The sequence below is a fragment of the Pseudomonas rhizosphaerae genome, from assembly GCF_000761155.1.
Lineage (GTDB): Bacteria > Pseudomonadota > Gammaproteobacteria > Pseudomonadales > Pseudomonadaceae > Aquipseudomonas > Aquipseudomonas rhizosphaerae.
On the sequence record NZ_CP009533.1, the window covers coordinates 105,650 to 131,434 of the forward strand.

Consider the following 25,785-nt stretch of genomic DNA (forward strand, 5'->3'; position numbering starts at 1 on the left):
GTTCGAGATTGCGGCGCGCCTTTCGCGGGTAGAAGGCTCAGCCGCCCGCCCCGCTCCCACATTGTACGGAGTGAACCCCATACTTGTGGGAGCGGGCCTTGCCCGCGAAGGGCGCACCGCTGATCCCGAGCCATGCACCGAAAAGGGATCGCCCCCATGCGTGAACCCTCCACCCTGTCCCAGCGCCTGAGCAACAGGCTGCACAGGCTGCAGCCTCATCTGAACGCCCCCGCCTGGTACGTCGCCTTCTCCGGTGGCCTCGACTCCACCGTCCTGCTGCACCTGTTGGCCGGCCTGCCCCAGCGTCCGCCGCTGACTGCTCTTCATATCCATCACGGTCTGCAATCGGTCGCCGATACCTGGCCCGCACACTGCCAATCCCTGTGCGATCAGCTCGGTGTGCCGTTGCGCATCATCCGGGTGCATGTCGAGAACGGCCCGAGCCTGGAACAAGCCGCGCGCCAGGCACGCTATCGAGCCTTCGATGGGGTACTGGGGAGTGGCGATGTCCTGTTCGCGGCCCAGCACCAGGACGACCAGGCCGAGACCGTGCTGTTTCGCCTGCTGCGCGGCGCTGGCGTGCGGGGGTTGGCGGCGATGCCGCAGCAGCGGCGGCAAGGGCAGGGGGTGTTGGCCAGGCCGTTGCTCGATGAGCCGCGTAGCGAATTGCTCGCCTATGCCCGCAGTCAAGGCTTGCACTGGATCGAAGACCCTTCGAATACCGACACCCGTTTCGCTCGCAATTATCTGCGTCGCGAGGTCTTGCCCGTGATCGCCGCGCGCTGGCCCCAGGCGGCCGGCAGTATTGCCAGGGCTGCCGCCCATCTGGGTGAAGCGGCGCAGCTGCTCGACGAACTGGCCGAAGAGGACCTGGCGCCTGCGCGTGGGTCGCTCGAGCATTCCTGGCTGTCCGTACCGAGCCTGGCGCTGGCGCCGCTGCAAGCCCTGTCCGACAGCCGCCAGCGTAACGCCCTGCAGTGCTGGCTCGCGCCGTTGACGCGCCTGCCCGACACCCAGCACTGGGTCGGATGGACCTCCCTGCGCGATGCCGATGCCGCAGCGACGCCCGTCTGGCGCCTGGCCGACGGTGAGTTGCACCGGGCACATGGGCGGATCTGGTGGGTCAGTGGCCAATGGTCGCAGGCCCAGCCAGCGAGCCAGGATTGGCCAGCCACGGGCGAAGCCTTGCCGCTGCTCGGAAACGGCGAGGTGCGTTGGCAGGGTCGCCCACTGCTGGGCCGGGCGCAGATCCGCTACCGCCAGGGCGGCGAACGCCTGCGTTTGCCCATCCGCGGCCAGCGCGACCTCAAGCGTCTGCTCAATGAAAGTCGGCTGCCGGGCTTCGTGCGCGATCGTCTGCCCCTGTTGTTCGTCGACGACCGCCTGGTTGCCGTGGCCAACCTGCCGCTGGCCAGCGTCGACGGCCAACTGCTCTGGTCGCCGTGAACCGGTGAGCAGAGTTTGAGAAGAAGGGGGGAATCCGGTAGACTACGCTCCCTTCTTGATACAACTTCTGTGAACCCACCGGATTCACGGACGTTGCCGATTGCCAAACCGTTTTTGGTCGTCGGGGGCTTCGGCCTTCCTTCGCTTTCCCCGGCGGCTTCTGCCGCTTTAACGCAGACTTCTAGGGTTTTTCATGACGCGCTACATCTTCGTCACGGGCGGTGTTGTTTCTTCATTGGGGAAAGGCATTGCCTCGGCTTCATTGGCGGCCATCCTGGAGGCGCGGGGGCTCAAAGTCACCATGCTCAAGCTGGACCCGTACATCAACGTCGACCCGGGCACCATGAGCCCGTTCCAGCACGGTGAAGTGTTCGTCACCCACGACGGCGCCGAGACCGACCTGGATCTGGGCCATTACGAGCGGTTCATCCGCACGACCATGACCCAGAACAACAATTTCACCACCGGCCGCGTCTACGAGCACGTGCTGCGCAAGGAACGCCGGGGTGATTATCTGGGCGCGACCATCCAGGTCATCCCGCACATCACCGACGAGATCAAGCGGCGCATCATCAAGGGCGCCGGTGATGCCGACGTGGCCATGGTCGAGATCGGCGGTACCGTGGGCGACATCGAATCCCAGCCGTTCCTGGAAGCGATCCGCCAGCTGCGTTTCGAGGTCGGCGCCAAACGCGCCATGCTCATGCACCTGACGCTGGTGCCGTACATCGCCACTGCGGGCGAGACCAAGACCAAGCCGACCCAACACTCGGTCAAGGAGCTGCGCTCCATCGGCTTGCAGCCCGACATTCTGGTGTGCCGCTCCGATCACCCGATCGACATGTCGTCGCGTCGCAAGATCGCCCAGTTCACCAACGTCGAAGAGCGCGCGGTCATCGCTCTGGAAGACGCCGACACCATCTACAAGATCCCGGGCATCCTGCACTCCCAGGGCCTGGATGATTTCGTCGTCGAGCGCTTCGGCCTGCAATGTGGCGGCGCCGACTTGTCCGAATGGGACGCGGTCGTCGATGCCAAGCTGAACCCGGAACACGAAGTGACCATCGCCATGGTCGGCAAGTACATGGAACTGCTCGATGCCTACAAGTCGCTGATCGAAGCGATGAGCCATGCCGGCATCAGCAATCGCACCAAGGTCAACCTGCGCTACATCGATTCCGAAGACATCGAGAACCAGGGCACAGCCCTGCTCGAAGGCGTGGACGCCATCCTGGTGCCCGGCGGTTTCGGCCTGCGTGGCGTGGAAGGCAAGATCACCGCCGTGCAGTACGCCCGCGAGAACAAGGTGCCGTACCTGGGCATCTGCCTGGGCATGCAGGTGGCCGTCATCGAATTCGCCCGTAACGTAATGGGCTGGAAAGACGCCAACTCCACCGAATTCGACCGCGCCAGCGGCCACCCGGTGGTGGGCTTGATCACCGAATGGGAAGACGCCACCGGCGCCGTGGAAACCCGTACCGAAGCGTCCGATCTGGGTGGCACCATGCGTCTGGGGGCACAGGACTGCCAGCTGATCAGCGGTTCCAAGGTGCACGATTGCTATGCCAAGGATGTGATCGTCGAGCGTCATCGCCATCGCTACGAAGTGAACAACAACCTGCTGCCGCAACTGGTCGACGCCGGCCTGGTGGTTTCCGGTCGCTCGGGCGATGGCGCGCTGGTGGAAGTGGTCGAGTCCAAGGACCACCCATGGTTCGTGGCCTGCCAGTTCCACCCCGAGTTCACTTCCACGCCGCGTGACGGTCACCCGTTGTTCAGTGGCTTCGTCAAGGCAGCATTGGCTCAACATCAGAAGAAGGCCTGACCCCATGACGCAGAAGATCATCCGCGTAGGCGACATCGAGATCGCCAACGACAAGCCATTCGTGTTGTTCGGCGGCATGAACGTGCTGGAATCGCGCGACATGGCCCTCAAGGTCTGTGAAGAATACGTGCGGGTGACCGACAAGCTCGGCATTCCCTACGTGTTCAAGGCCAGCTTCGATAAGGCTAACCGCTCTTCGGTGACCTCCTACCGTGGCCCCGGCCTGGAGGAGGGCATGCGCATCTTCGAAGAGATCAAGAAGACCTTCAACGTGCCGCTGATCACCGACGTTCACGAGCCTGCGCAGGCCGCCGTGGTCGCCGAGGTATGCGACATCATTCAGCTGCCGGCCTTCCTGTCGCGCCAGACCGATCTGGTGGTCGCCATGGCCAAGACCGGCGCGGTGATCAACATCAAGAAAGCCCAGTTCCTTGCACCCCAGGAAATGAAACACATCCTGACCAAGTGCGAAGAAGCCGGTAACGACCAGTTGATCCTCTGCGAGCGTGGTTCGAGCTTCGGCTACAACAACCTGGTGGTGGACATGCTCGGCTTCGGCATCATGAAGTCGTTCGAATACCCGGTGTTCTTCGACGTCACCCACGCCCTGCAGATGCCTGGCGGCCGCAGCGATTCCGCCGGTGGCCGCCGCGCCCAGGTCACCGACCTGGCCAAGGCGGGCCTGAGCCAGGGCCTGGCAGGCCTGTTCCTGGAAGCCCACCCGGACCCGGACAACGCCAAGTGCGACGGCCCGTGCGCGCTGCGCCTGGACAAGCTGGAACCGTTTCTTGCCCAGCTCAAGTCGCTCGATGAACTGGTCAAGGGTTTCCCGGCGATCGAAACGGCCTGATTGCGGTAAAGTAGTGCCCGATTTGTTGTGGTGAAGCTTCGCGAGCCCTCTGCCCGCGAATGGGCCACCAATACCCCCGCTGCGTCGTTCTCGTCTACTTTGGAGTGTTCATAACAATGGCAAAAATCGTCGACATCAAAGGTCGTGAAGTTCTCGACTCCCGTGGCAACCCTACCGTGGAAGCCGACGTGCTTCTGGAAAACGGCATCATCGGCACTGCCTGTGCACCGTCGGGCGCTTCCACCGGCTCGCGTGAAGCGCTGGAGCTGCGCGATGGCGACAAGAGCCGCTACCTGGGCAAGGGTGTTCTGAAAGCCGTGGCCAACATCAATGGCCCGATTCGCGATGCGCTGCTGGGCAAGGACCCCGTCGATCAGAAAGGTCTGGACCACGCGATGATTGCTTTGGACGGCACCGAGAACAAGGCTTCGCTGGGCGCCAACGCGATCCTCGCCGTGTCCCTGGCTGCCGCCAAGGCCGCCGCACAGGACCAGGACCTGCCTCTCTACGCACACATTGCCAACCTCAACGGCACGCCGGGTGTCTACTCCATGCCCGTACCGATGATGAACATCATCAACGGCGGCGAGCACGCCGACAACAACGTCGACATCCAGGAATTCATGGTCCAGCCGGTAGGCGCCAAGACTTTTTCCGACGCGCTGCGCATGGGCACCGAGATCTTCCACCACCTCAAGGCGGTACTGAAGGCTCGCGGCCTGAACACTGCCGTGGGTGACGAAGGTGGCTTCGCCCCGGACCTGGCCTCCAACGAAGACGCCCTGAGCGCCATTGCCGAAGCCGTGGAGAAGGCCGGCTACAAGCTGGGCACCGACGTGACCCTGGCACTGGACTGCGCTGCCAGCGAATTCTACGAGAACGGCACCTACGACCTGGCCGGTGAAGGCCACAAGTTCGACGCCGAAGGTTTCGCCGAATACCTCAAGGGCCTGACCGAGCGCTACCCGATCATTTCCATCGAAGACGGCCTGGACGAGTCCGACTGGGCTGGCTGGAAAATCCTTACCGACAAGATCGGCGAAAAGGTCCAGCTGGTGGGTGACGACCTGTTCGTGACCAACACCAAGATCCTCAAGGAAGGCATCGACAAGAAGATCGCCAACTCGATCCTGATCAAGTTCAACCAGATCGGCACCCTGACCGAAACCCTCGAAGCCATCCAGATGGCCAAGGCCGCGGGCTACACCGCAGTGATTTCGCACCGTTCCGGCGAAACCGAGGATTCGACCATTGCCGACCTGGCCGTGGGGACCGCTGCCGGCCAGATCAAGACCGGCTCGCTGTGCCGCTCCGACCGCGTTTCCAAGTACAACCAACTGCTGCGTATCGAAGAGCAATTGGGCGCCAAGGCGGTCTACCGTGGTCGCGACGAGTTTCGCGGCTAAGCAATAAATGGTAGAAAGGCGACATGCGGAGCCTGGCTGATGCCAGGCTTCGTGCTATCTGGTCGCAGAGTTGAAGTTTTTTACCACTGGGTAATGTGATGCGCAGTCCTTATTGGTTGTTTCTCGTCTTGCTTCTGCTCCTGGGTGGTTTGCAGTACCGCCTGTGGGTCGGAAACGGAAGTCTCAAGCAGGTAGCCGAGCTGAAACAGCAGATCGCCGAACAGCACGCCGAGAACGAACGGCTGCTGGAACGCAATCGCGTGATGGACGCTGAAGTACTCGAATTGAAAAAGGGCATGGAGACCGTCGAAGAGCGCGCTCGCCATGAACTGGGCATGGTCAAGGAGGGTGAAACCCTCTACCAGCTGGCCCAATGAACACCTCGCTGCCAGCCTTCTGGGCAGTGATTCCCGCCGCGGGCGTAGGCGCCCGCATGGCGGCGGACCGTCCCAAGCAATACCTGAACCTGGGCGGTCGTACTATTCTGGAACACAGCATCGACTGTTTCCTTGGGCATCCGCAGCTCAAGGGCGTGATCGTCAGCCTCGCTGCGGACGATCCGTTCTGGCCCGAACTGCCCAGCGCCCGCAATGAGTTGATCCAACGTGTGGCCGGTGGCCGCGAGCGAGCCGATTCGGTGCTCAATGCCTTGCTGCATTTGCATGCCCAAGGCGCCGACGAAAGTGACTGGGTACTGGTGCACGATGCGGCGCGGCCCAACCTTTCTCGCGCCGACCTGGACAAACTGCTCGCCGAACTCGCTGACGACAGTGTGGGTGGCCTGTTGGCCGTGCCAGCGCGGGACACGCTCAAGCGTGCCGATGCGGCTGGTCGGGTTCAGCACACGGTGGATCGCAGCACGATCTGGCAGGCGTTCACGCCGCAGATGTTTCGCCTGGGCGCCCTGCATCGAGCCTTGGCCGACAGCCTGGTGGCTGGCGTGGCCATCACCGACGAAGCCTCGGCCATCGAGTGGGCCGGGTTTGCGCCAAAGTTGGTCGAAGGGCGGGCGGACAATCTCAAGGTGACTCGGCCGGAAGACCTGGAGTGGCTGCGTCAGCGGTGGGCCATGCGCGGCTGACGGCGCGCGCTGGCTTCGTTCGCGGCCGATGACCGCTCCTACAGATACTCTGGTCTCTCGGCCAACCCTACCCGCAGATAGTCCACCAGCTTTCTGACTTTCGGCGACAAGTGACGCTGCTGCGGATACAGCCCCCACACCGCCGTGTTGGGCGGTTGATGCGCGTCCAGCAGCGACACCAACGCGCCACTGCGCAGGTGCTCGAGCACGTAGTAATCGGGTAGCTGGCAAAGCCCAACGCCTTGCAACGCCGCCTCCAGTACCGCTTGGCCACTGTTGCAGCGCCAGTTGCCCTGCACTCGCTGCGCCTGCTCCTTGCCATCGACCTGCAATGCCCAGACGTCGGAACTGCCCACCAGGCAATTGTGCCGCACCAGCTCCGACACGCTGTGGGGTCGTCCGTAGCGCGCCAGGTAGAGCGGCGAAGCGCAGAGAAACATCTGCCGCGGTGCCAATTTGGTCGCCACCAGTCGCGAGTCGTGCAGGCGCCCGAGGCGAATGGCCAGGTCCATGCCTTCATGAAGCAGATCCAGGGTTCGGTTGCTCAACTCGATGTCCACACGCAACTGCGGGTAAAGGCCCATGAAGCGGGTGACCAAGGGCACGATGAAGCGCTCGCCGTAGGCCACGGCGCACGTCAGGCGCAGCAGGCCCTTGGGTTCCCCGGTGAGATCGCTCATGGCGCGCCAGGCTTCGTCGCGGCTATCCTGCAGGCGTTGGCAATGCTGCAGGAACGTCTGGCCCGCCTCGGTCAGCGCCACGCGTCGCGTGCTGCGATAGAGCAGGCGCGTTTGCAGGCGTTCTTCCAGTCGAGCGATCTGGCGGCTGACATGGGAAGACGACACACCCAGGCGCTGGGCCGCGGCGGTGAAGTGGGCGCATTCGGCCACCGCGACGAATTCGTCGATACCCTCCCAGCGGTTATCAGTCATCGGATTGTCCCTGTACGGCATCAATGTTTTGCTGAAGGGGCGATTATTCCGTATCCATCGATGAATTACACTGTGGGCAGTCCCGTTCATTTCAGGAGCAACATTGATGATCAAGTCCCGCGCCGCCGTCGCATTCGAAGCCAACAAGCCATTGGAAATCGTCGAGATCGACGTGGCCATGCCCAAGGCAGGCGAAGTCCTGCTGCGCGTAGTCGCGTCCGGCGTCTGCCACACCGACGCGTACACCCTGTCGGGCGCGGACCCGGAAGGCATCTTCCCGTCGGTACTGGGCCATGAAGGCGGCGCCATCGTCGAGGCGGTGGGCGAGGGGGTTACCTCGGTTGCGGTGGGCGATCACGTCATTCCGCTGTACACACCCGAATGCCGTCAGTGCAAGTTCTGCAAGTCGGGCAAGACCAACCTGTGCCAGGCCATTCGCGCCACCCAGGGCAAGGGCCTGATGCCCGACGGCACCACGCGTTTCTCGTACAACGGCAAGGAACTGTTCCATTACATGGGCACCTCGACGTTCTCCGAGTACACCGTGTTGCCCGAAATCTCGGTGGCCAAGATCGACAAGCAGGCGCCCCTGGAAAAAGTCTGCCTGCTGGGCTGCGGCGTCACCACCGGTATTGGCGCCGTGCTCAACACGGCGAAGGTCAAGCCGGGCGATACGGTGGCCGTGTTCGGCCTTGGCGGCATCGGTCTGTCCGCCATCATCGGTGCGGTCAAGGCCAAGGCCGGGCGGATCATTGCCATCGATATCAACCCGAGCAAGTTCGAGATCGCCCGTCAGCTGGGTGCCACTGATTGCATCAATCCCAAGGAATACGACCGTCCGATCCAGGAAGTCATCGTCGACCTCACCGACGGCGGCGTGGATTTCTCCTTCGAATGCATCGGCAATGTGCAACTGATGCGTGCGGCCCTCGAATGCTGCCACAAGGGCTGGGGTGAATCGGTGATCATCGGTGTAGCCGGCGCGGGTCAGGAAATCGCCACGCGGCCATTCCAGTTGGTCACCGGTCGCGTCTGGCGCGGTTCGGCGTTCGGTGGCGTGCGCGGGCGCACCGAGCTGCCCAGCTACGTTGAAATGGCCGAAACCGGCGAGATCCCGCTGGACACCTTCATCACCCACACCATGGGCCTTGAAGACATCAACAAGGCGTTCGACCTGATGCACGAAGGCAAGAGCATCCGTTCGGTCATCCACTTCTGAGGTCTGCCATGAGCCTGGAAAACCTGTCCTGCCAGAAAAGCTTCGGTGGCTGGCACAAGCGCTACAAGCACCGCTCCAAAGAGCTGGGCTGCGACATGACCTTTGCCGTGTACCTGCCGCCCCAGGCGGAGCAGGGCGGCAAATTGCCCGTGCTGTACTGGCTGTCGGGGCTGACCTGCACCGACGAAAACTTCATGCAGAAGGCGGGTGGTCTCAAGTTGGCCGCCGAACTGGGCTTGATCATCGTCGCGCCCGATACCAGCCCACGGGGTGCAGACGTGCCGGATGATCCGAACCAGGCGTGGGATTTCGGTCTGGGCGCCGGTTTCTACCTGAACGCTACCGAGCAGCCGTGGGCGCAGCACTACCGCATGCACGACTATGTGGTGCATGAGTTACCCGCCCTTGTGGAAGCGCATTTTCCGGCATCGGACAAACGCTCCATCAGTGGCCACTCCATGGGCGGCCACGGCGCGCTGGTCTGCGCACTGCGCAATCCGGGGCGCTACCGGTCGATCTCGGCGTTCTCACCCATCAGCAACCCCATGGATTGCCCGTGGGGACAGAAAGCCTTTGCCCATTACCTGGGCGAGGAGCGCTCGCGCTGGCGCGAATGGGATGCCAGCGTACTGATCGCCGAGGCCGCCGAGCATCTGCCCTTGCTGGTGGATCAAGGGGATCGCGACGACTTTCTCGAGAACCAGCTCAAGCCCCAGGCCTTGAGCCAGGCAGCGAAGGCGGCAGGCTATGCACTGACGTTGCGCATGCAGCCGGGCTATGACCACAGCTACTACTTCATCGCCAGCTTTATCGATGACCATTTGCGGCATCATGCCAAGGCCTTGGGTTGAAAGGGCCAGCACCGTCACCTGCAAATGTTTTGATCCGCCCAACCTGAGCCAAAGCAGGTAGAATCACGCCCTGACTCAATCGGGGCGTTTTTTTCTATGCGTATTGGCCACGGCTACGACGTGCACCGTTTTGCCGAGGGTGACTTCATTACCCTGGGCGGCGTGCGAATCCCACACAAGTTCGGCCTGCTGGCTCATTCAGACGGCGATGTCGTACTGCATGCCGTGAGCGACGCCTTGCTCGGCGCCGCTGCGCTGGGCGACATCGGCAAGCACTTTCCGGATACCGATCCGCAGTTCAAGGGCGCCGACAGCCGTGTGCTGCTGCGTCATGTGGTGTCGGTAGTGGCCCAGAAAGGCTGGAAAGTCGGCAACGTCGACGCAACCATCGTGGCCCAGGCACCCAAGATGGCGCCGCACATCGACACCATGCGTGAACGAATCGCCGCCGATCTAGGCGTCGAGCTGGACCAGGTCAACGTCAAGGCTACCACTACCGAAAAGCTGGGTTTTGCCGGACGCGAGGAAGGTATCGCCGTGCATGCGGTCGCCTTGTTGCTGCGCGCATGACCGAACTTGAATTGCTGGGTCCACGGGCTTCAGGCGACAGCCTGGGCAGCGCCGTACTCAAGGCCAGCGCCGAAGACTTCCAGGTCGACGAGGTGCTGGATATTCCGTTGTCCGGCCAGGGCGAGCACCTTTGGCTGTGGGTCGAAAAACGCAACCTCAATACCGAAGAAGCCGCCCGGCGCTTGGCCAAGGCCGCTGGCGTACCACTGCGCACCGTCAGCTATGCGGGCCTCAAGGATCGCCAGGCACTGACCCGACAATGGTTCAGCCTGCACTTGCCCGGCAAGGCCGATCCGGACCTGAGCGCGGCGCAGAACGACACCCTGGTCATCCTCAAGCACGCCCGGCATTCGCGCAAATTGCAACGCGGCGCTCACTCGGCCAATGGCTTCACGGTGCGCCTGACCGCGCTCGAGGCCGATCGCGCAGCACTCGATGCGCGCCTTGAGAAACTCAAGCAGGCCGGCGTGCCGAATTATTTCGGCACCCAGCGCTTCGGTTTCCAAGGCGGCAACCTGTTCGACGCCCGGCAGTATGCCGAACGCCAGGCGCTGCCCGAGCAGCGCAACGTACGGTCGCGCCTGCTGTCCACCGCGCGCAGTTTTCTCTTCAACCAGATACTCGCCGCGCGTGTCGCCGACGGTACCTGGAACCGTGCTCAGGTCGGCGATCTGCTGGCGTTCACCGACAGCCGCAGCTTCTTTCCGGCCGGTGAGGCCGAATGCAGCGATCCACGCCTGGATATCCTCGATCTGCACCCGACCGGGGCGCTGTGGGGCGAGGGCAGCTCGGCCGCCGCCGGTAGATGTGCCGACCTGGAGAACACCGTGGCCGGCCAGCACGCGGCGCTTTGCGCCTGGCTCGCCAGGGCCGGCCTGACGCAGGAACGACGTATCCTGCGGCTGCCCATCGGCGAGCTGACGTGGCATTATCCCGAGCCTGACATCCTGCAGTTGCACTTCGTCCTGCCGGCCGGTTGCTTCGCCACCGTCGTGGTGCGCGAACTCGTCGATCTGGTGCCGACAGGGCAGACGGAAAGTCCATGCGTATTCTGATTTCCAATGATGATGGGGTCACCGCCCCCGGTCTGGCCGCGCTTCACGACGTGTTGCAGGACTATGCCCAGTGCACGGTGATCGCCCCCGACCAGGACCGCAGCGGCGCCAGCAGTTCGCTGACGCTGGATCGGCCACTGCACCCGCAGACCCTGCCCAACGGTTTCATGAGCGTCAACGGCACGCCTACCGATTGCGTGCACCTGGGCCTCAACGGTCTGTTGCCCTTCGAGCCGGATCTGGTGGTTTCAGGCATCAACCTGGGTGCCAACCTGGGTGACGACGTGTTGTATTCGGGCACCGTAGCTGCAGCTCTGGAAGGACGATTCCTGGGGCATACCTCGTTTGCCTTCTCGTTGCTGTCGCGCCAGCCCGAGCACCTGCCGACGGCGGCGTACTACGCACGCAAGCTCATCGAGGCCCGTGACCAGTTGAATCTGCCGCCGCGCACCGTGCTCAACGTGAACATTCCCAACCTGCCGATCGAGCGTATTCGTGGCATGGTCCTGACACGCCTGGGCCATCGCGCCCGAGCCGCCGCGCCGATTCGCATGGTCGATCCGCGCGGCAAGCCCGGCTACTGGATCGCCGTGGCCGGCGACGCCGAGGACGGCGGTCCCGGCACCGATTTTCATGCGGTCATGCAGGGCTACGTGTCGGTTACGCCATTGCAGCTGGATCGCACCTTCAATCAGGCCTTCGAACAGGTCCAAGGCTGGCTCGAGGGGCTCGACTGATGCGCCACAGAGACAATCAGCACCATGGCATCGGCATGACCTCGCAACGCACCCGCGAGCGCCTGATCCAGCGGTTGTGCGACGAAGGCCTGGCCAATGCCCAGGTGCTCGAGGTGTTGCGTCGCACACCACGCCACCTGTTCGTGGACGAAGCACTCGCCCATCGCGCCTATGAAGACACGGCGCTGCCCATCGGCCACAACCAGACCATCTCCCAGCCCTACATGGTCGCGCGCATGAGCGAGCTGTTGCTCGCGGCAGGGCCTTTGGACAAGGTCATGGAGATCGGCACCGGTTCGGGCTACCAAACCGCCGTGCTCGCGCAGCTGGTAGAGCGGGTGTTTTCGGTTGAGCGGATCAAGGTGCTGCAGGATCGCGCCAAGGAGCGCCTGCAGGCGCTCGATCAACGCAATGTGGTCTTTCGCTGGGGCGATGGCTGGGAAGGCTGGCCAGCGCTGGCGCCGTACAACGGCATCATCGTGACCGCCGTGGCTACCGATGTTCCGCAAGCTTTGCTCGATCAGCTCGCGCCCGGTGGCCGGCTGGTGATTCCGGTAGGCTCCGGCGATGTCCAGCAGCTGATGCTGATCGTGCGCGAAGAACAGGGTTTCTCCCGGCATATTCTGGAGTCCGTACGTTTCGTGCCGTTGCTCAATGGTCCACTGGCTTGACGGGTATTGCCCACCGAGTGAATTCTGCCCGGTGCCGCCTGTCTGACAGCGGGTCGTGGCGCAGGACGGCCAGAGCCTGCACCCAGGCGCCTTGAAATCGAGTAGTGAAGTTGGATATTTTCTTGTCACCACAACAAAGGAGCGGCGGGTGAGCCTCACAATCATTGGGCAGCGTGCAGGTAGTTCGAGCTTCAAGCTCCTGATGCTCGGGGCTGCGGTCGCAGCCTTCCTGTCCGGCTGCTCCAGTACCTCCAGCCAAGTCAGCGTGGTCGATCGCAACAATGCAGCCAAGGCTGCGCAGCGTCAGCCCGTGACCACCGGCCAATACGCAGTCAAGCGCGGCGACACACTGTTTTCCATCGCCTTCCGCTACGGCTGGGACTACAAGGCCCTGGCCGCGCGCAACAACATCCCCATGCCTTACACCATTCGCCCTGGTCAGGTGATCCGCTTCGACGGCAGTTCGGGCACGCCCGCAACTACCGTGGTAACCACCCAGAGCGGAACCTCGGCGTCCTCTTCGAGCCGTACCACCGTCACTCGCCGCCCCCTGACCACGGCACCGGTCGCCACCAGCAGCGTCGCAATCCCCGTGCCTTCGCCCACCCCGGTACCCGCCGGCGAGCGCACGCAAGGCGGTTGGGCGTGGCCGGCAAATGGCGTTTTGATCGGCAAATTCGCTTCAAACGGCAGTTTGAATAAAGGAATTGATATCGCCGGTGATTTGGGACAGCCTGTTTTTGCTGCGTCTGATGGTGCGGTGGTCTACGCCGGCAGTGGATTGAGGGGCTACGGCGAATTGGTCATCATCAAACACAGCGATACCTACGTCAGTGCCTACGGTCATAACCGCAGGTTGTTGGTTCGGGAGGGTCAGCAGGTCAAGGTCGGTCAGACAATTGCCGAAATGGGTTCAACGGGGACGGACCGGGTGAAGCTGCATTTTGAGATTCGCCGCCAGGGCAAGCCCGTAGATCCGCTGCAGTTCCTGCCACGTCGTTGATGTGCACTACCAGCCTGTTCCTCCACGTAGTGGGGACGGGCTCACGCGCTGCCATGGAGATTGGCGCCGCTGGAGCTTGAGGTCGAACTCAGCAAAGGACTATAACAATGGCTCTCAGCAAAGAAGCGCCGGGGTTTGACATCGACGATGAGGTGCTCCTTATGGAACCCGGCATCGTATTGGATGTGATGTCGAACCAAGAACCTGCTGCACCTGCGGTTCGTACCAAGGCTCGCAGTTCCACATCGCTCAAACAGCATAAATACATCGACTACACCCGGGCGCTCGATGCGACCCAGCTGTACTTGAATGAAATCGGTTTCTCGCCTCTGCTTTCACCCGAAGAAGAGGTGCACTTCGCACGGCTTTCCCAGAGCGGCTGCCCAGCCGGTCGCAAGCGCATGATCGAAAGCAATCTGCGTTTGGTGGTGAAGATCGCCCGCCGTTACGTCAATCGCGGCCTGTCCCTGCTGGACCTCATCGAAGAAGGCAACCTGGGGCTGATCCGCGCGGTGGAGAAATTCGACCCAGAGCGCGGCTTTCGTTTCTCGACCTATGCCACCTGGTGGATCCGGCAAACCATCGAACGGGCGATCATGAATCAGACCCGGACCATCCGTCTGCCGATCCATGTAGTCAAGGAGCTCAACGTGTACCTGCGCGCGGCGCGCGAGCTCACGCAGAAGCTCGACCATGAGCCGTCTCCCGAAGAAATCGCCAACCTGCTGGAAAAGCCCGTAGGCGAGGTCAAGCGCATGCTCGGGCTCAACGAGCGTGTGTCCTCGGTGGACGTATCGCTGGGGCCGGACTCGGACAAGACCTTGCTCGACACTCTGACCGATGACCGGCCGACCGACCCCTGCGAACTGCTGCAGGACGACGACCTGTCACAGAGCATCGACCAGTGGCTGTCCGAGCTGACCGAAAAGCAACGCGAGGTGGTCGTACGTCGTTTCGGCCTGCGCGGGCACGAGAGCAGCACGCTGGAGGATGTCGGGCTGGAAATAGGCCTGACCCGCGAGCGCGTGCGGCAGATCCAGGTGGAAGGCCTTAAACGGCTGCGCGAGATCCTCGAGAAAAATGGGCTGTCCAGCGAATCGCTGTTTCAATAAGCTCGCAGACATGGCCAATAAACACGCCCCTTTTATAGGGGCGTTTTTATTGGCGACGCGCCGACTGCATGTACTTGTCAGTATTCCCGGTGATGTCATGTAAGCCTTTGGCTATAAACATAGCCAAAGTTTTGTAACTTGAAAATGTAGGCGACGCAACTGACTGTTCCAGCGTGATTTATACAATTAGCTGACAAGCAAGTCAGGTTATGACGAGATTTTTTCTCAGTTGTCATTCCGTTTGGATACGTTAATATCAAAACGTGTTCAGGGACGACACAGGTGCTCAGGAACGAGCGCCCAAAATGGATATCGCAGTGACGCGATTCATCAGGACGATGACAGGGATAAAAGGGACAGGGAAAGGTGGGCGGCTCATTACCGCCCCTTTTTTTGACTTTTTTTTGGGGATAAAGCGCGCGGCCAGCGGCTTGAACAGGCGTCACCTAGGTAGTAGGCGTCGCGTCCAAACACAGCTGGCGCGGGTGGGCAGGTGCGCCTTAGCGCTCCAGATCCTTGATCTTGCCTTTGACGCCGTCGAACTCCTCGGCCTCAGGCAGTGCATCCTTCTTCTCGGTGATGTTTGGCCACACTTCCGCCAATTCCACGTTCAGCTGGATAAACTCCTGCATGTCTTCAGGCACTTCATCCTCGGAGAAGATGGCTTGGGCCGGGCATTCTGGCTCGCACAGTGCGCAGTCGATGCACTCATCCGGGTGAATCACCAGGAAGTTCGGGCCTTCGTAGAAGCAGTCCACCGGACAGACTTCTACGCAGTCGGTGTATTTGCACTTGATGCAGTTGTCGGTGACGACGAAGGTCATTTCTATTTCTCTCCTCAGGCGGCGGCAGCGAAGCCCTTCACAGGGCCGCTTGGTTTGGGACAGGCAGCCGCAGGCCAGGCTAAGAGCCCTTGGCATTCCCAGACCGCGCGGGATTCTATCAGCTTGTAGGAATAAGCGTTAGACCCGGTTCTTCAGTGCATAGAGCAATTCCAGCGCTTGGCGCGGGGTCAGTCCATCGATATCGGTCTTGGCGAGCTGCTCGAGCACCGGGTGCGGCAGGCTGGCGAACAGGTCGGCCTGATGGGGCGTTGCCTTCTTGCCGGGCATAGCCGCCGGGGCTTCGTGGGGCAGGCTGGTGGTTTCCAGTCGGCTCAGATGCTCCTTGGCGCGCTGGATAACCGTGCCCGGCACCCCGGCCAGTTGCGCCACTGCCAGTCCGTAGCTCTGGCTGGCAGGGCCGGCCAGTACGTGGTGCAGGAAGACGATGCGCTCGTTGTGTTCGGTGGCACTCAGGTGCACGTTCGCCACCAGCGGCTGGCTCTCTGGCAGCACGGTCAGCTCGAAGTAATGGGTGGCGAACAGCGTGTAGGCGCGCAGTCCGGCCAGGCATTCGGCAGCAGCCCAGGCCAGCGAAAGACCATCGAACGTGCTGGTGCCACGGCCCACTTCATCCATCAGCACCAGGCTGCGCTCGGTGGCATTGTGCAGGATGTTCGCGGTCTCGCTCATTTCCACCATGAAGGTCGACCGACCACCGGCCAGGTCGTCACTGGAACCGATGCGGGTGAAGATACGATCCACCAGTGACAGTTCGCAGCCGGCCGCCGGTACGAAGCTGCCGATGTGTGCCAGCAACACGATCAATGCCGTCTGGCGCATGTAGGTGGATTTACCGCCCATGTTCGGGCCGGTGATCACCAGCATGCGGGTGCTGTCGTCCAGGCTCAGGTCATTGGCCACGAACGGTGTGGTCAGTACCTGCTCGACGACCGGATGACGACCCTGATCGATGCGCAGGCACGGCTCGTCCACGAAGCGCGGACGATTCAGGTCCAGGTTCAACGCGCGCTCGGCGAGGTTGCTCAGCACGTCCAGCTCGGCCAGCGCTGCAGCTGTGTCCTGCAAGGGCGGCAAATGGCTGATGAGGTTTTCCAGCAGGGCTTCGTACAGTGATTTCTCGCGTGCCAGCGCCCGGCTTTTGGCGGACAGCGCCTTGTCTTCGAACTCCTTGAGCTCGGGGGTAATGAAGCGCTCGGCGCCCTTGAGCGTTTGTCGCCGGATGTAATCAGCCGGTGCCTGCTCGGCCTGCTTGCTGGGCAGCTCGATGAAGTAGCCATGCACGCGGTTGTAGCCCACTTTCAAGTGGGACAGGCCGGTACGGGCTTTTTCGCGCGCTTCCAGGTCGATCAGGAACTGCCCGGCGTTTTCGCTCAGCGACAGCAGTTCGTCCAACTCGCTGTCGTAACCGGTCTTGAGTACACCGCCGTCGCGGATGACTGCGGGTGGGTTGTCGACGATGGCCTTGGCCAACAGATCGGCCAGCTCCGGATAGGTCCCGGCGATGGCCGCCAGCTGCGCCAGGTGCGGCGCTTCGAGTTCGGCCATCGCGACCTGCAGCTCGGGCAGAGCAGCCAGGGCGTCACGCAGGCGCGCCAGGTCCCGCGGTCGCGCGTTGCGCAGGCCGATGCGAGCGAGGATGCGCTCGATGTCGCCGATTTCCTTGAGTTGCGGCTGCAGACTTTCGAAGCGGTAGCCTTCGAGCAGGCAACTGATCGAGCCCTGACGGGCCTGCAGCACCTTGAGGTCACGCAGCGGGCGATTGAGCCAGCGCGTCAGCAAGCGGCTGCCCATGGCGGTCTGGCAGCGGTCGATGACCGACTGCAGGGTGTTGTCGCGCCCGCCAGCCAGGTTGGTGTCCAGCTCGAGGTTGCGACGGCTGGCGCCGTCCAGCACCACTGTGTCGTCCAGGCGTTCGTGGCGCAGGCTGCGCAGATGGGGCAGGGCGGTACGCTGGGTTTCCTTGGCATAGCCGAGCAGGCACCCGGCGGCGCCGATGGCCAGGGTCAGCTTCTCGCAGCCGAAGCCCTTGAGGTCCTGGGTCGCGAACTGCTGACACAGGCTCTTGTGCGCGGTGTCGCGTTCGAAGTCCCACGGCGCTCTTCGGCGTGAACCCTTGCGCTTTTCCGCCGGCAACCCTTGCGGCCAGTCATCGGGAATCAGCAGCTCGACCGGATTGATCCGCTCAAGCTCCGCCAGCAGGTTCTCCCAGCCCGCCAGTTCCATGACCATGAAGCTGCCGCTGGTGATGTCCAGGACTGCCAGGCCGAACAGGCGCTCGTCGCCCAGCACGGCTGCGATGAGGTTGTCGCGACGCTCGTCGAGCAGCGCTTCGTCGCTGACCGTGCCCGGCGTGATGATGCGCACCACTTGCCGATCGACTGGCCCCTTGCTGGTGGCCGGGTCGCCGATCTGCTCGCAGATCACCACCGACTCGCCCAGCTTGACCAGCTTGGCCAGGTAACCCTCGGCCGCATGGTAGGGAATGCCACACATGGGGATCGACTGCCCCGCCGACTGTCCACGGGCGGTCAGGGTGATATCGAGCAACTTGGCCGCTTTTTTCGCGTCCTCGTAGAAGATCTCGTAGAAGTCGCCCATGCGGTAGAACATCAGCTGGTCGGGATGCTGGTTTTTCAGCTTCCAGTACTGTTGCATCATCGGGGTGTGGTTAGAAAAATCGGACATTCAAGGACTTAGCTCGCGGGTGTCTTGGGGGACGTAAGGCAGGTCGCCAATAGTACAGGGATTTTTTTCGCGATGTAGGACGTTGGCAGCGGATACGCAGTCGCACGATTGCCGGTTGGACCGGTCGTATTCAGGCGGCCCACGGTGACTTTGACCAGCATGGCGCGAGGGCGTAGCCTCTTCGGCCGTCTTATATAGGAGCTGCTATGGACGCCTCGACCTCACTCTCTGCCGACCTCGGCGAGCGCCTGCTCGGCCTGGGCGCCCAGGTCACTACGGCGGAATCTTGCACAGGTGGTGGTATTGCCGAGGCGATCACGCGAATCGCCGGCAGCTCGGCCTGGTTCGAAGCCGGCTATGTCACCTATTCCAATGCGCAGAAAACCGCTCAGCTGCAGGTCTCGCCCGAGTTGTTCGAGCAAGTCGGCGCGGTCAGTCGCGAGGTGGTCGAGGCCATGGCTCGCGGTGCGCAGTGGCACAGCAGGGCGCGCTTTGCCGTGGCGGTCAGTGGCGTCGCCGGCCCTGGTGGTGGCTCCGTCGACAAGCCGGTGGGCACGGTGTGGCTGGCGTGGGCCGATGGTACTCAGGTATTCAGCCGGCGCGAGCAGTTTGCCGGTGACCGCGACGCCGTGCGCCGGCAAACCGTGGTCTGCGCGCTTCAGGGTTTGTTACACCTTGCCACTGGAGAAAAACCATTTCCGGGGTAGGCGAGGGGCATGGTATGTGGAATAATACTGGCTACTTATACAGGTGTTCCGGCCGTCAGGCCTTATTGATTACGTGAGGACTTCAATGGACGACAACAAGAAGCGTGCCTTGGCTGCGGCCCTGGGTCAGATCGAACGTCAATTCGGTAAAGGCGCCGTCATGCGCATGGGTGACCACGATCGCCAAGCGATCCCGGCCATCTCTACCGGTTCGCTCGGTCTGGATATCGCGCTGGGTATCGGCGGTCTGCCAAAAGGCCGGATCGTCGAAATCTACGGCCCGGAATCGTCGGGTAAAACCACGCTGACGCTTTCGGTCATCGCTCAGGCTCAAAAGGCAGGGGCAACCTGCGCTTTCGTCGACGCCGAGCACGCGTTGGATCCCGAATACGCCGGTAAGCTGGGTGTCAATGTCGATGACCTGCTGGTGTCCCAGCCGGACACCGGTGAGCAGGCGCTGGAAATCACCGACATGCTGGTGCGTTCCAACGCAGTGGACGTGATCATCGTCGACTCCGTCGCCGCGCTGGTGCCCAAGGCTGAAATCGAAGGCGAGATGGGCGACATGCACGTGGGTCTGCAGGCACGCCTGATGTCGCAGGCGCTGCGCAAGATCACCGGTAACATCAAGAACGCCAACTGCCTGGTCATCTTCATCAACCAGATCCGCATGAAGATCGGCGTGATGTTCGGCAGCCCGGAAACCACCACCGGTGGTAACGCGCTGAAGTTCTACGCTTCGGTTCGCCTGGACATCCGTCGTACCGGCGCGGTCAAGGAAGGCGACGAAGTAGTTGGCAGCGAAACTCGCGTCAAAGTCGTCAAGAACAAGGTGGCACCACCGTTCCGTCAGGCCGAGTTCCAGATCCTGTACGGCAAGGGCATCTACCTGAACGGCGAAATCGTCGATCTGGGTGTGGCCAACGGCCTGCTGGAGAAGTCGGGTGCCTGGTATAGCTACCAGGGCAGCAAGATCGGTCAGGGCAAGGCCAACTCGGCCAAGTTCCTGCAAGACAACCCAGAGATCAAAGCCACTCTGGAGAAGCAGATCCGCGACAAACTGCTGACCGGCGGTACCGACAAGGCTGCAGCGGACAAGGCCTCGGCGGCTACCGCGCCGGCTGCCGACACGGCTGAAGCTGAAGCTGATTTCTGATCAGTCGATGCCACCTGTCGTATTGGATACACCCGTCGCAGTGCGACGGTCTGCCATGGACCTGCTCGCGCGACGTGAGCACGGTCGAGTCGAGCTGACGCGCAAACTGCGTCAGCGCGGCGCTTGCCCTGAAATGATCGACACCGAGCTCGATCGTCTCACCGACGAAGGCTTGCTGTCAGAAGCGCGCTATCTGGAAAGCTTCATTCGTTATCGAGCCAACTCTGGGTATGGGCCTGCGCGAATACGCGAAGACCTGACCCAGCGCGGCTTGCTGCGCGGCGAGGTCGAGCAGGCACTTCGCGATAGCGGATTCGACTGGGGAGTGCAGTTGCGCGATGTCTGGGAACGCAAGTTCGCTGGCAGGCTGCCTGTGGAAATCAAGGAACGCGCCCAGCAAACACGCTTCCTGGCTTATCGGGGCTACCCGATGGAGCTGATTTCCCGTCTGCTCAACGGCAAGGATCTGGACTGAGCTCAAGCACTGCCACCGCGGCGACGCAGGTTTGCAGTCACCGCAGCTAAGGCGAGTGATTACTTACCGCAATCCTTGGCGGTGTAGCTCTGAGTGCCAATGGTGCGATTTGTCTTGTATTCGGTAAAGTCGTAGCGCATCACTGCGCCCTGTGCCATCAGGTTGCGAAATCCTTTGTTGCGACACACGCTGGCACCTAGTTGCATGTACACCACTTTGGGGTCGCGACGCATTTGTTCAGCCTGGCTTTCGCGAACGCTCAGATGGTTGATCAGCTGCTTGCCTTCAACGGTGAAACCCTGATCGAGGATGTCTTCATTAATTGCGCGCGGTGTGCCCACGCTGCTTTGCTGAGCCACTTTCTGCAGGTTTTTCGACAGCTCCATCTCCTTCAACGATGCAGCGTGGGCAGCCAGCGGCAGGGCGAGCAGCAAGGCGAGGGACGGGGCGATAAAGCGCAGCATGAAACACTCCTGGGCAAAAAGCCGGGCAAGACAAGTGGGCGTAAGACCTGTCGATGGTACAGGCGTTCACCCACCTCTGAGGGTAACCAGATTATACGGTGCGGCACGTCGGCTCACCATCGGCATCGCTCCCATGGTCAGCTCTGCTAGAATCCGCGCCCCAGTCCCCAGCGTGATCCGCGATGAGCCATGCCGTTTTCCGTCTGCGCAGCGAGCGTTTGGCGCGCAGTACCCAGCCATTTACCGCAAGGGGTTCGCGCGCGCCTCGCTGTCCGCGCTGTCGGGTCATTCCCCAGTACTGCCTATGTGCCTGGCGGCCCCATGTAGCGGCACGTTCGGCCATGTGCCTGCTGATGCACGACGTCGAACCCATGAAGCCCAGCAACACAGGTTGGCTGATTGCCGACGTGATCGCCGACACCCATGCCTTCATGTGGTCGCGAGTTGCGGTGGACCCGCAGTTGCTGGCGCTGCTGGCCGACCCCCAGTGGCAGCCCTACCTGGTCTTTCCCGGCGAGTTCGTCGAACCGCAGCGTGTGACAAGCAGCGTGCCACGCGAACCTGGCCGGCGTCCCTTGTTCATACTGCTGGACGCCACCTGGACCGAAGCACGCAAGATGTTCCGCAAGAGCCCTTACCTGGCCTCGTTGCCGGTATTGAGCCTGGCGCCGGAACAGCTGTCGCGCTACACCCTGCGCCGCTCCAAGCGCGACGATCACTTCTGCACCGCCGAAGTGGCAGCACTGTGTCTGGAACTGGCCGGGGACGAGGCAGCGGCGCGGGTGCTGGATGCCTATCTGGACGTGTTCAGTGCGCACTACCTGGCGGCGAAATTTCAGGAACCTGTGGACGAGAGCGATGCAGCGCATCGGTTTTTGGCCGATTATCTATAATCCTGTTCACGACGCAGGCTCAGGTCATGGAGTCGCTTGACCACCATGGCCGCGGTCGGCATTCTTGGCGCCGAATCGGGCGGTACTGTCCGAGCGGCTTCATTTCCTGGAATCCTGTGATCGATGGCCACTTACCAAATCCTGATCGCCGATGACCATCCGCTGTTTCGCAGTGCGTTGCACCAGGCCTTGACCCTGGGGCTGGGCGCGGACGTGCGTCTGGTCGAAGTGGCAAGTATTGCCGAGCTCGAGGGGCGTCTCGACGAAAAAGCCGACTGGGACCTGGTCCTGCTGGATCTCAACATGCCGGGCGCCTATGGCTTTTCAGGGTTGGTCTTGCTGCGCGGTCAGTATCCGCAGATCCCGGTGGTGATGGTTTCAGCCCAGGAAGACGCATGGGTGATGGTTCGCTCGCGCGAATTCGGTGCCAGTGGGTTCATTCCCAAGTCGAGCTCGCTGGAAAACATTCAGGCCGCCGTGCGTGATGTGCTGGACGGAGAGGTCTGGTGGCCGCCGCAGGCATTCGAGGCGGTCAGCGTATCGGCGGAAGCCAAAGCCGCCAGCGATGGGCTGGCCAGCTTGACGCCCCAGCAGTTCAGGGTGCTAACCATGGTGTGCGAGGGCCTGTTGAACAAGCAGATCGCCTATGAGCTCAGTGTGTCGGAAGCCACCATCAAGGCGCATGTGACGGCAATCTTTCGCAAGCTTGGTGTACGCACCCGTACCCAGGCGGCACTGCTGTTGCAACAATTGGAGTCCACCTCCGCAAACTGAGCTGTACCGTCACCTCTTTCAATGCCGAACGTTTCAGTGTCGGCCGTTTTCCCTTTCCGGATCGTCGCGCATGTCACCTTTCAAGGGCCAGACCGGCCTCAAACGTATTCTCAACGCCACTGGCTACTCCTTTGACGGCCTGCGTGCCGCTTTCACCGGCGAAGCGGCGTTCCGCCAGTTGGTGCTGCTCAATGTCGTGCTGGTGCCATTGAGCTTTCTGTTGCACGTCAGTCGCGTGGAGCGGGCCGTGCTCATTGCCGTGTGCCTGCTGGCACTGATCGTGGAGCTGCTGAACTCGGCGATCGAAGCGGCCATCGACCGTATTTCCCTGGATCGCCACCCCCTGTCGAAGAATGCCAAGGACATGGGCAGTGCGGCGCAGTTCGTTGCGCTGACCATGATCGTGCTGGTGTGGGCAGTGATTCTGCTGTGACCGGCGCCTGAGGTCAGGCGATGTCGGGCAGCACGATCTCGTCGCTGCGCTGGGCGCCGGCGGTGAAGGCGCGGCACAGTTCGAGAAACTCGCGCATGGCCGAGGTCTGGTATTTGCGTTTGTGCCAGATGAAATAGAACTGCCGCGCCAGATCCAGTTCGGGCGTGTGCACCGGCACCAGGCTGCCGCGGCGAAAGGCGTCGCGCAGGGCCAGTCGGGAAATGCAGCCGATGCCCAACCCGGACTCCACGGCACGCTTGATCGCCTCGGTGTGTTCCAGTTCGAGACGGATGTTGAGCGCAAGGCGATGGTGACGCATGGCCTGGTCGAAGGTCAGGCGCGTGCCCGAGCCTTGTTCGCGCAGAATCCACGCTTCTTGCGTCAGCAAGGCCAGGCTGGCGCTGGGCACGGAGGCCAGTGGGTGGCGTGGTGCGCAGAACACCACCAGTTCGTCCTCGACCCAGGGCTGCACTTCGATGTCGGGGTGGCTGCAGTCACCCTCGATCAAACCCAGGTCGATTTCGTAATGGGCGACCTGCTGGACGATGTTCGCCGTGTTCTGGACGTGCAGCTTGACCTGGCTTTCCGGGTGCACCTGCATGAAACGGCCGATCAGCAGGGTGGCCAGGTAGTTGCCGATGGTCAGGGTCGCGCCTACGGCCAGCGAGCCGAATCCGGACTTGCCGTTGAGCAGGTCTTCGATTTCCTTGGCCTGGTCGAGCAGGGCCACGGCCTGGGGCAGCAGTTGATGGCCCAGGGCGTTGAGGCTCAGACGCTTACCGGCGCGGTCGAACAGCTGGCAGCTGGATTGCCGCTCAAGCTCGGTGATGGAGGTGCTGGCTGCTGACTGCGACAGCGAAAGCAGGTTGGCAGCGCGCGACACGCTTTCCTGCTGGGCCACGGTGACGAAGACTTGCAGTTGACGAAGTGTGAATCGCATATCTATATAACCGATTACCCATATCTTAATAATCCATTTAACAGATATTGTTGATCCCCGTAAACTACTGCGCACTCGCGCCCCTGTCAGGCGTACGCTTTTTCTAGGAGCCCCGTACATGAGCAACATGAACCACGAACGTGTACTCAGTGTTCATCACTGGAATGACACCCTGTTTAGCTTCAAGTGCACCCGCGATCCGGGCCTGCGCTTCGAGAACGGGCAGTTCGTGATGATCGGCCTGCAACAGCCCAACGGCCGCCCGCTTATGCGCGCCTACTCGATCGCCAGCCCGAACTGGGAAGAGCATCTGGAATTCTTCAGCATCAAGGTGCCCGATGGCCCGCTGACTTCGCAGCTGCAGCACCTCAAGGAAGGCGACGAGATCATCATCAGCAAGAAGCCTACCGGCACGCTGGTGCTCGACGACCTCAAGCCGGGCAAGCACCTGTACCTGCTGAGCACCGGCACGGGCCTGGCACCGTTCATGAGCGTCATCCAGGACCCGGAAACCTACGAACGTTTCGAGAAGGTCATTCTCTGCCACGGCGTGCGTTACGTGAACGAGGTCGCCTACCGCGAGTTCATCACCGAGCATCTGCCGCAGAACGAGTTCTTCGGCGAAGCGCTGCGCGACAAGCTGATCTACTACCCCACCGTGACGCGCGAGCCGTTCGAGAACGAAGGTCGCCTGACCGACCTGATGCGCAGTGGCAAGCTGTTCAGCGACATCGGCCTGCCGCCGATCAACCCTCAGGACGATCGCGCCATGCTGTGCGGCAGCCCGAGCATGCTCGACGAGACCAGCGAAGTGCTCAACAGCTTCGGCCTGACCGTTTCGCCGCGCATGCGTGAGCCGGGTGACTACCTGATCGAGCGCGCCTTCGTCGAGAAGTAAGCAGCTGACCAGCGTTCTGAAAAAACCGCCCTCGGGCGGTTTTTTTGTGGCCGGTGAAAAGGGTTAGGGCAGCACCACTTCCAACACGCGAATCAGGCCGGGTCGCGGGTAGTGCCAGCGCACATCTACATCCCAGAATCGGGCGCCATATTCACGTTCGGGCGAGGGCTTTTGATAGGCCGGACGCGGGTCCTGGGCCAGGCACTGTTCGATCAGTTCGACCAAGGGCTGTCCCAGGCGTGCGGCGTGCGTTCGGGCCTGCATCAGTCCGCTGTCCTGCCACTGCACGGCGATGGGCTCGGGCGCGGCGCTGGCGATCGCGTTGACGGCGCCAGGCACGTTGTCCGCGTAAGGCACGTAGGGCTTGATATCCAGCACGGGGGTGCCGTCCAGCAAGTCGATGCCCGAAAGGTGCAGGCGTGCATTTTCGACCTTGTCCAGCCGAACGACCGACTGGCCGATGCCATTGGGCCGATGGGTAGCCCGAGTGGCGAAGACACCCATCGACGTATTGCCCCCCAGGCGCGGTGGACGAACCTTCAAGCGGGGCTTGTCTTCCAGGACCTCATGGAACAGGAACAGCAGCCACACATGGCTGACCTGCTCCAGGCCCTGTATGGCCTCACCTTGATCGAACGGTGGCAGCAGTTCCAGCACGCCGCGCGCAGCCGGCGCCAGCTGGGGCTGACGCGGAATGGCGAATTTTTCCTTGAAGCAGGAGCGGACAAAACCAATGGGCTCGACGCTGTAGGCCATG

General features: G+C 62.1%; 27 protein-coding genes. 21 read left to right on the plus strand and 6 right to left on the minus strand.

Going from position 1 to position 25,785, the window contains the following annotated elements; genetic code table 11:
* Positions 1-156 precede the first annotated feature (156 nt).
* From tilS to ispD, 6 genes are all read left to right on the plus strand, one after another.
* Entirely contained in the window at positions 157-1,446 is a 1,290-nt protein-coding gene (tilS, locus tag LT40_RS00495; RefSeq protein WP_052393162.1) for a tRNA lysidine(34) synthetase TilS, read from the plus strand.
* A 193-nt stretch (positions 1,447-1,639) separates the two neighbouring features.
* On the plus strand, positions 1,640-3,271 hold the full coding sequence (locus LT40_RS00500; protein ID WP_043185113.1) for a CTP synthase: 1,632 nt from the start codon (positions 1,640-1,642) through the stop codon (positions 3,269-3,271).
* Positions 3,272-3,275: 4 nt separating this feature from the next.
* Positions 3,276-4,121, plus strand: a complete 846-nt coding sequence (kdsA, locus tag LT40_RS00505; protein ID WP_043185115.1) for a 3-deoxy-8-phosphooctulonate synthase — start codon at positions 3,276-3,278, stop codon at positions 4,119-4,121.
* Positions 4,122-4,237: 116 nt separating this feature from the next.
* Entirely contained in the window at positions 4,238-5,527 is a 1,290-nt protein-coding gene (eno, locus tag LT40_RS00510; RefSeq protein WP_043185117.1) for a phosphopyruvate hydratase, read from the plus strand.
* A 98-nt stretch (positions 5,528-5,625) separates the two neighbouring features.
* A complete protein-coding gene (gene ftsB, locus LT40_RS00515) occupies positions 5,626-5,904 on the plus strand; it encodes a cell division protein FtsB (RefSeq protein ID WP_043185120.1) in 279 nt (92 codons plus the stop codon).
* Complete coding sequence (gene ispD / locus LT40_RS00520) at positions 5,901-6,608, plus strand: 2-C-methyl-D-erythritol 4-phosphate cytidylyltransferase (protein WP_043185123.1); 708 nt, start codon at positions 5,901-5,903, stop codon at positions 6,606-6,608. Before ftsB ends, ispD begins: the two co-directional genes overlap by 4 nt.
* 38 nt (positions 6,609-6,646) lie before the next feature.
* Here ispD and LT40_RS00525 read toward each other — a convergent pair whose 3' ends face one another.
* Positions 6,647-7,540 (minus strand): LysR family transcriptional regulator, encoded by an 894-nt coding sequence (locus LT40_RS00525; RefSeq protein WP_043185126.1) that lies wholly within the window; start codon positions 7,538-7,540, stop codon positions 6,647-6,649.
* A gap of 106 nt (positions 7,541-7,646) precedes the next feature.
* On the opposite strand from LT40_RS00525, the gene LT40_RS00530 reads away from it, so the two are divergent.
* The 8 genes from LT40_RS00530 (at position 7,647) to rpoS (ending at position 14,758) form a co-directional block, all read left to right on the plus strand.
* On the plus strand, positions 7,647-8,759 hold the full coding sequence (locus tag LT40_RS00530; RefSeq protein ID WP_043185129.1) for an S-(hydroxymethyl)glutathione dehydrogenase/class III alcohol dehydrogenase: 1,113 nt from the start codon (positions 7,647-7,649) through the stop codon (positions 8,757-8,759).
* 8 nt (positions 8,760-8,767) lie between these two features.
* Complete coding sequence (gene fghA, locus LT40_RS00535; RefSeq protein WP_043185132.1) at positions 8,768-9,610, plus strand: S-formylglutathione hydrolase; 843 nt, start codon at positions 8,768-8,770, stop codon at positions 9,608-9,610.
* Between the two features lie 96 nt (positions 9,611-9,706).
* Positions 9,707-10,180, plus strand: coding sequence for a 2-C-methyl-D-erythritol 2,4-cyclodiphosphate synthase (gene ispF / locus LT40_RS00540; protein ID WP_043185135.1), 474 nt, complete (start codon positions 9,707-9,709; stop codon positions 10,178-10,180).
* Positions 10,177-11,235, plus strand: coding sequence for a tRNA pseudouridine(13) synthase TruD (gene truD, locus LT40_RS00545; protein WP_043185137.1), 1,059 nt, complete (start codon positions 10,177-10,179; stop codon positions 11,233-11,235). The genes ispF and truD overlap by 4 nt, the downstream gene beginning before the upstream one ends.
* The gene (gene surE, locus LT40_RS00550) at positions 11,223-11,972 is read left to right on the plus strand and encodes a 5'/3'-nucleotidase SurE (RefSeq protein WP_043185140.1); all 750 of its coding nucleotides are present in this window, start codon (positions 11,223-11,225) and stop codon (positions 11,970-11,972) included. Before truD ends, surE begins: the two co-directional genes overlap by 13 nt.
* Before the next feature lie 35 nt (positions 11,973-12,007).
* Entirely contained in the window at positions 12,008-12,643 is a 636-nt protein-coding gene (locus LT40_RS00555) for a protein-L-isoaspartate(D-aspartate) O-methyltransferase (protein WP_162473361.1), read from the plus strand.
* 148 nt (positions 12,644-12,791) lie between these two features.
* The gene (locus LT40_RS00560) at positions 12,792-13,646 is read left to right on the plus strand and encodes a peptidoglycan DD-metalloendopeptidase family protein (protein ID WP_043185144.1); all 855 of its coding nucleotides are present in this window, start codon (positions 12,792-12,794) and stop codon (positions 13,644-13,646) included.
* A gap of 107 nt (positions 13,647-13,753) precedes the next feature.
* Positions 13,754-14,758 (plus strand): RNA polymerase sigma factor RpoS, encoded by a 1,005-nt coding sequence (gene rpoS / locus LT40_RS00565; RefSeq protein ID WP_043185147.1) that lies wholly within the window; start codon positions 13,754-13,756, stop codon positions 14,756-14,758.
* Between the two features lie 500 nt (positions 14,759-15,258).
* Here rpoS and fdxA read toward each other — a convergent pair whose 3' ends face one another.
* Entirely contained in the window at positions 15,259-15,582 is a 324-nt protein-coding gene (gene fdxA / locus LT40_RS00570) for a ferredoxin FdxA (protein ID WP_043185148.1), read from the minus strand.
* Between the two features lie 138 nt (positions 15,583-15,720).
* The gene (gene mutS, locus LT40_RS00575) at positions 15,721-18,288 is read right to left on the minus strand and encodes a DNA mismatch repair protein MutS (protein ID WP_043185150.1); all 2,568 of its coding nucleotides are present in this window, start codon (positions 18,286-18,288) and stop codon (positions 15,721-15,723) included.
* A gap of 206 nt (positions 18,289-18,494) precedes the next feature.
* Here mutS and LT40_RS00580 point away from each other — a divergent pair, with 206 nt between their 5' ends.
* From LT40_RS00580 to recX, 3 genes are all read left to right on the plus strand, one after another.
* Positions 18,495-18,995, plus strand: a complete 501-nt coding sequence (locus LT40_RS00580) for a CinA family protein (protein ID WP_043185153.1) — start codon at positions 18,495-18,497, stop codon at positions 18,993-18,995.
* An 85-nt stretch (positions 18,996-19,080) separates the two neighbouring features.
* Positions 19,081-20,151: a recombinase RecA gene (gene recA, locus LT40_RS00585; RefSeq protein ID WP_043185156.1), complete on the plus strand. Its 1,071-nt coding sequence runs from the start codon at positions 19,081-19,083 to the stop codon at positions 20,149-20,151.
* A gap of 7 nt (positions 20,152-20,158) precedes the next feature.
* Positions 20,159-20,626 carry a recombination regulator RecX gene (gene recX, locus LT40_RS00590; RefSeq protein WP_043185159.1) on the plus strand — a complete coding sequence of 156 codons (468 nt, stop codon included), beginning with the start codon at positions 20,159-20,161 and terminating at the stop codon, positions 20,624-20,626.
* A 59-nt stretch (positions 20,627-20,685) separates the two neighbouring features.
* Here the strand turns inward: recX and LT40_RS00595 are convergent, their stop codons facing one another.
* On the minus strand, positions 20,686-21,090 hold the full coding sequence (locus tag LT40_RS00595) for a PA3611 family quorum-sensing-regulated virulence factor (RefSeq protein ID WP_043185161.1): 405 nt from the start codon (positions 21,088-21,090) through the stop codon (positions 20,686-20,688).
* Positions 21,091-21,272: 182 nt separating this feature from the next.
* Between LT40_RS00595 and LT40_RS00600 the strand changes: the two genes are divergently transcribed.
* The 3 genes from LT40_RS00600 to LT40_RS00610 all read left to right on the plus strand — a co-directional run bounded on the left by LT40_RS00600 (position 21,273) and on the right by LT40_RS00610 (position 23,190).
* Positions 21,273-21,983, plus strand: a complete 711-nt coding sequence (locus tag LT40_RS00600) for a tRNA-uridine aminocarboxypropyltransferase (protein WP_043185163.1) — start codon at positions 21,273-21,275, stop codon at positions 21,981-21,983.
* A gap of 123 nt (positions 21,984-22,106) precedes the next feature.
* The gene (gene erdR / locus LT40_RS00605; protein ID WP_043185164.1) at positions 22,107-22,757 is read left to right on the plus strand and encodes a response regulator transcription factor ErdR; all 651 of its coding nucleotides are present in this window, start codon (positions 22,107-22,109) and stop codon (positions 22,755-22,757) included.
* 70 nt (positions 22,758-22,827) lie between these two features.
* A complete protein-coding gene (locus tag LT40_RS00610; RefSeq protein WP_043185166.1) occupies positions 22,828-23,190 on the plus strand; it encodes a diacylglycerol kinase in 363 nt (120 codons plus the stop codon).
* 13 nt (positions 23,191-23,203) lie between these two features.
* On the opposite strand, the gene LT40_RS00615 is transcribed toward LT40_RS00610, so the two are convergent.
* On the minus strand, positions 23,204-24,130 hold the full coding sequence (locus LT40_RS00615; RefSeq protein ID WP_043185169.1) for a LysR family transcriptional regulator: 927 nt from the start codon (positions 24,128-24,130) through the stop codon (positions 23,204-23,206).
* Between the two features lie 118 nt (positions 24,131-24,248).
* Between LT40_RS00615 and fpr the strand changes: the two genes are divergently transcribed.
* Complete coding sequence (gene fpr / locus LT40_RS00620) at positions 24,249-25,028, plus strand: ferredoxin-NADP reductase (protein WP_002554680.1); 780 nt, start codon at positions 24,249-24,251, stop codon at positions 25,026-25,028.
* Between the two features lie 63 nt (positions 25,029-25,091).
* Here fpr and tsaA read toward each other — a convergent pair whose 3' ends face one another.
* A complete protein-coding gene (gene tsaA / locus LT40_RS00625) occupies positions 25,092-25,784 on the minus strand; it encodes a tRNA (N6-threonylcarbamoyladenosine(37)-N6)-methyltransferase TrmO (RefSeq protein ID WP_043185173.1) in 693 nt (230 codons plus the stop codon).
* Position 25,785: the final 1 nt, after the last annotated feature.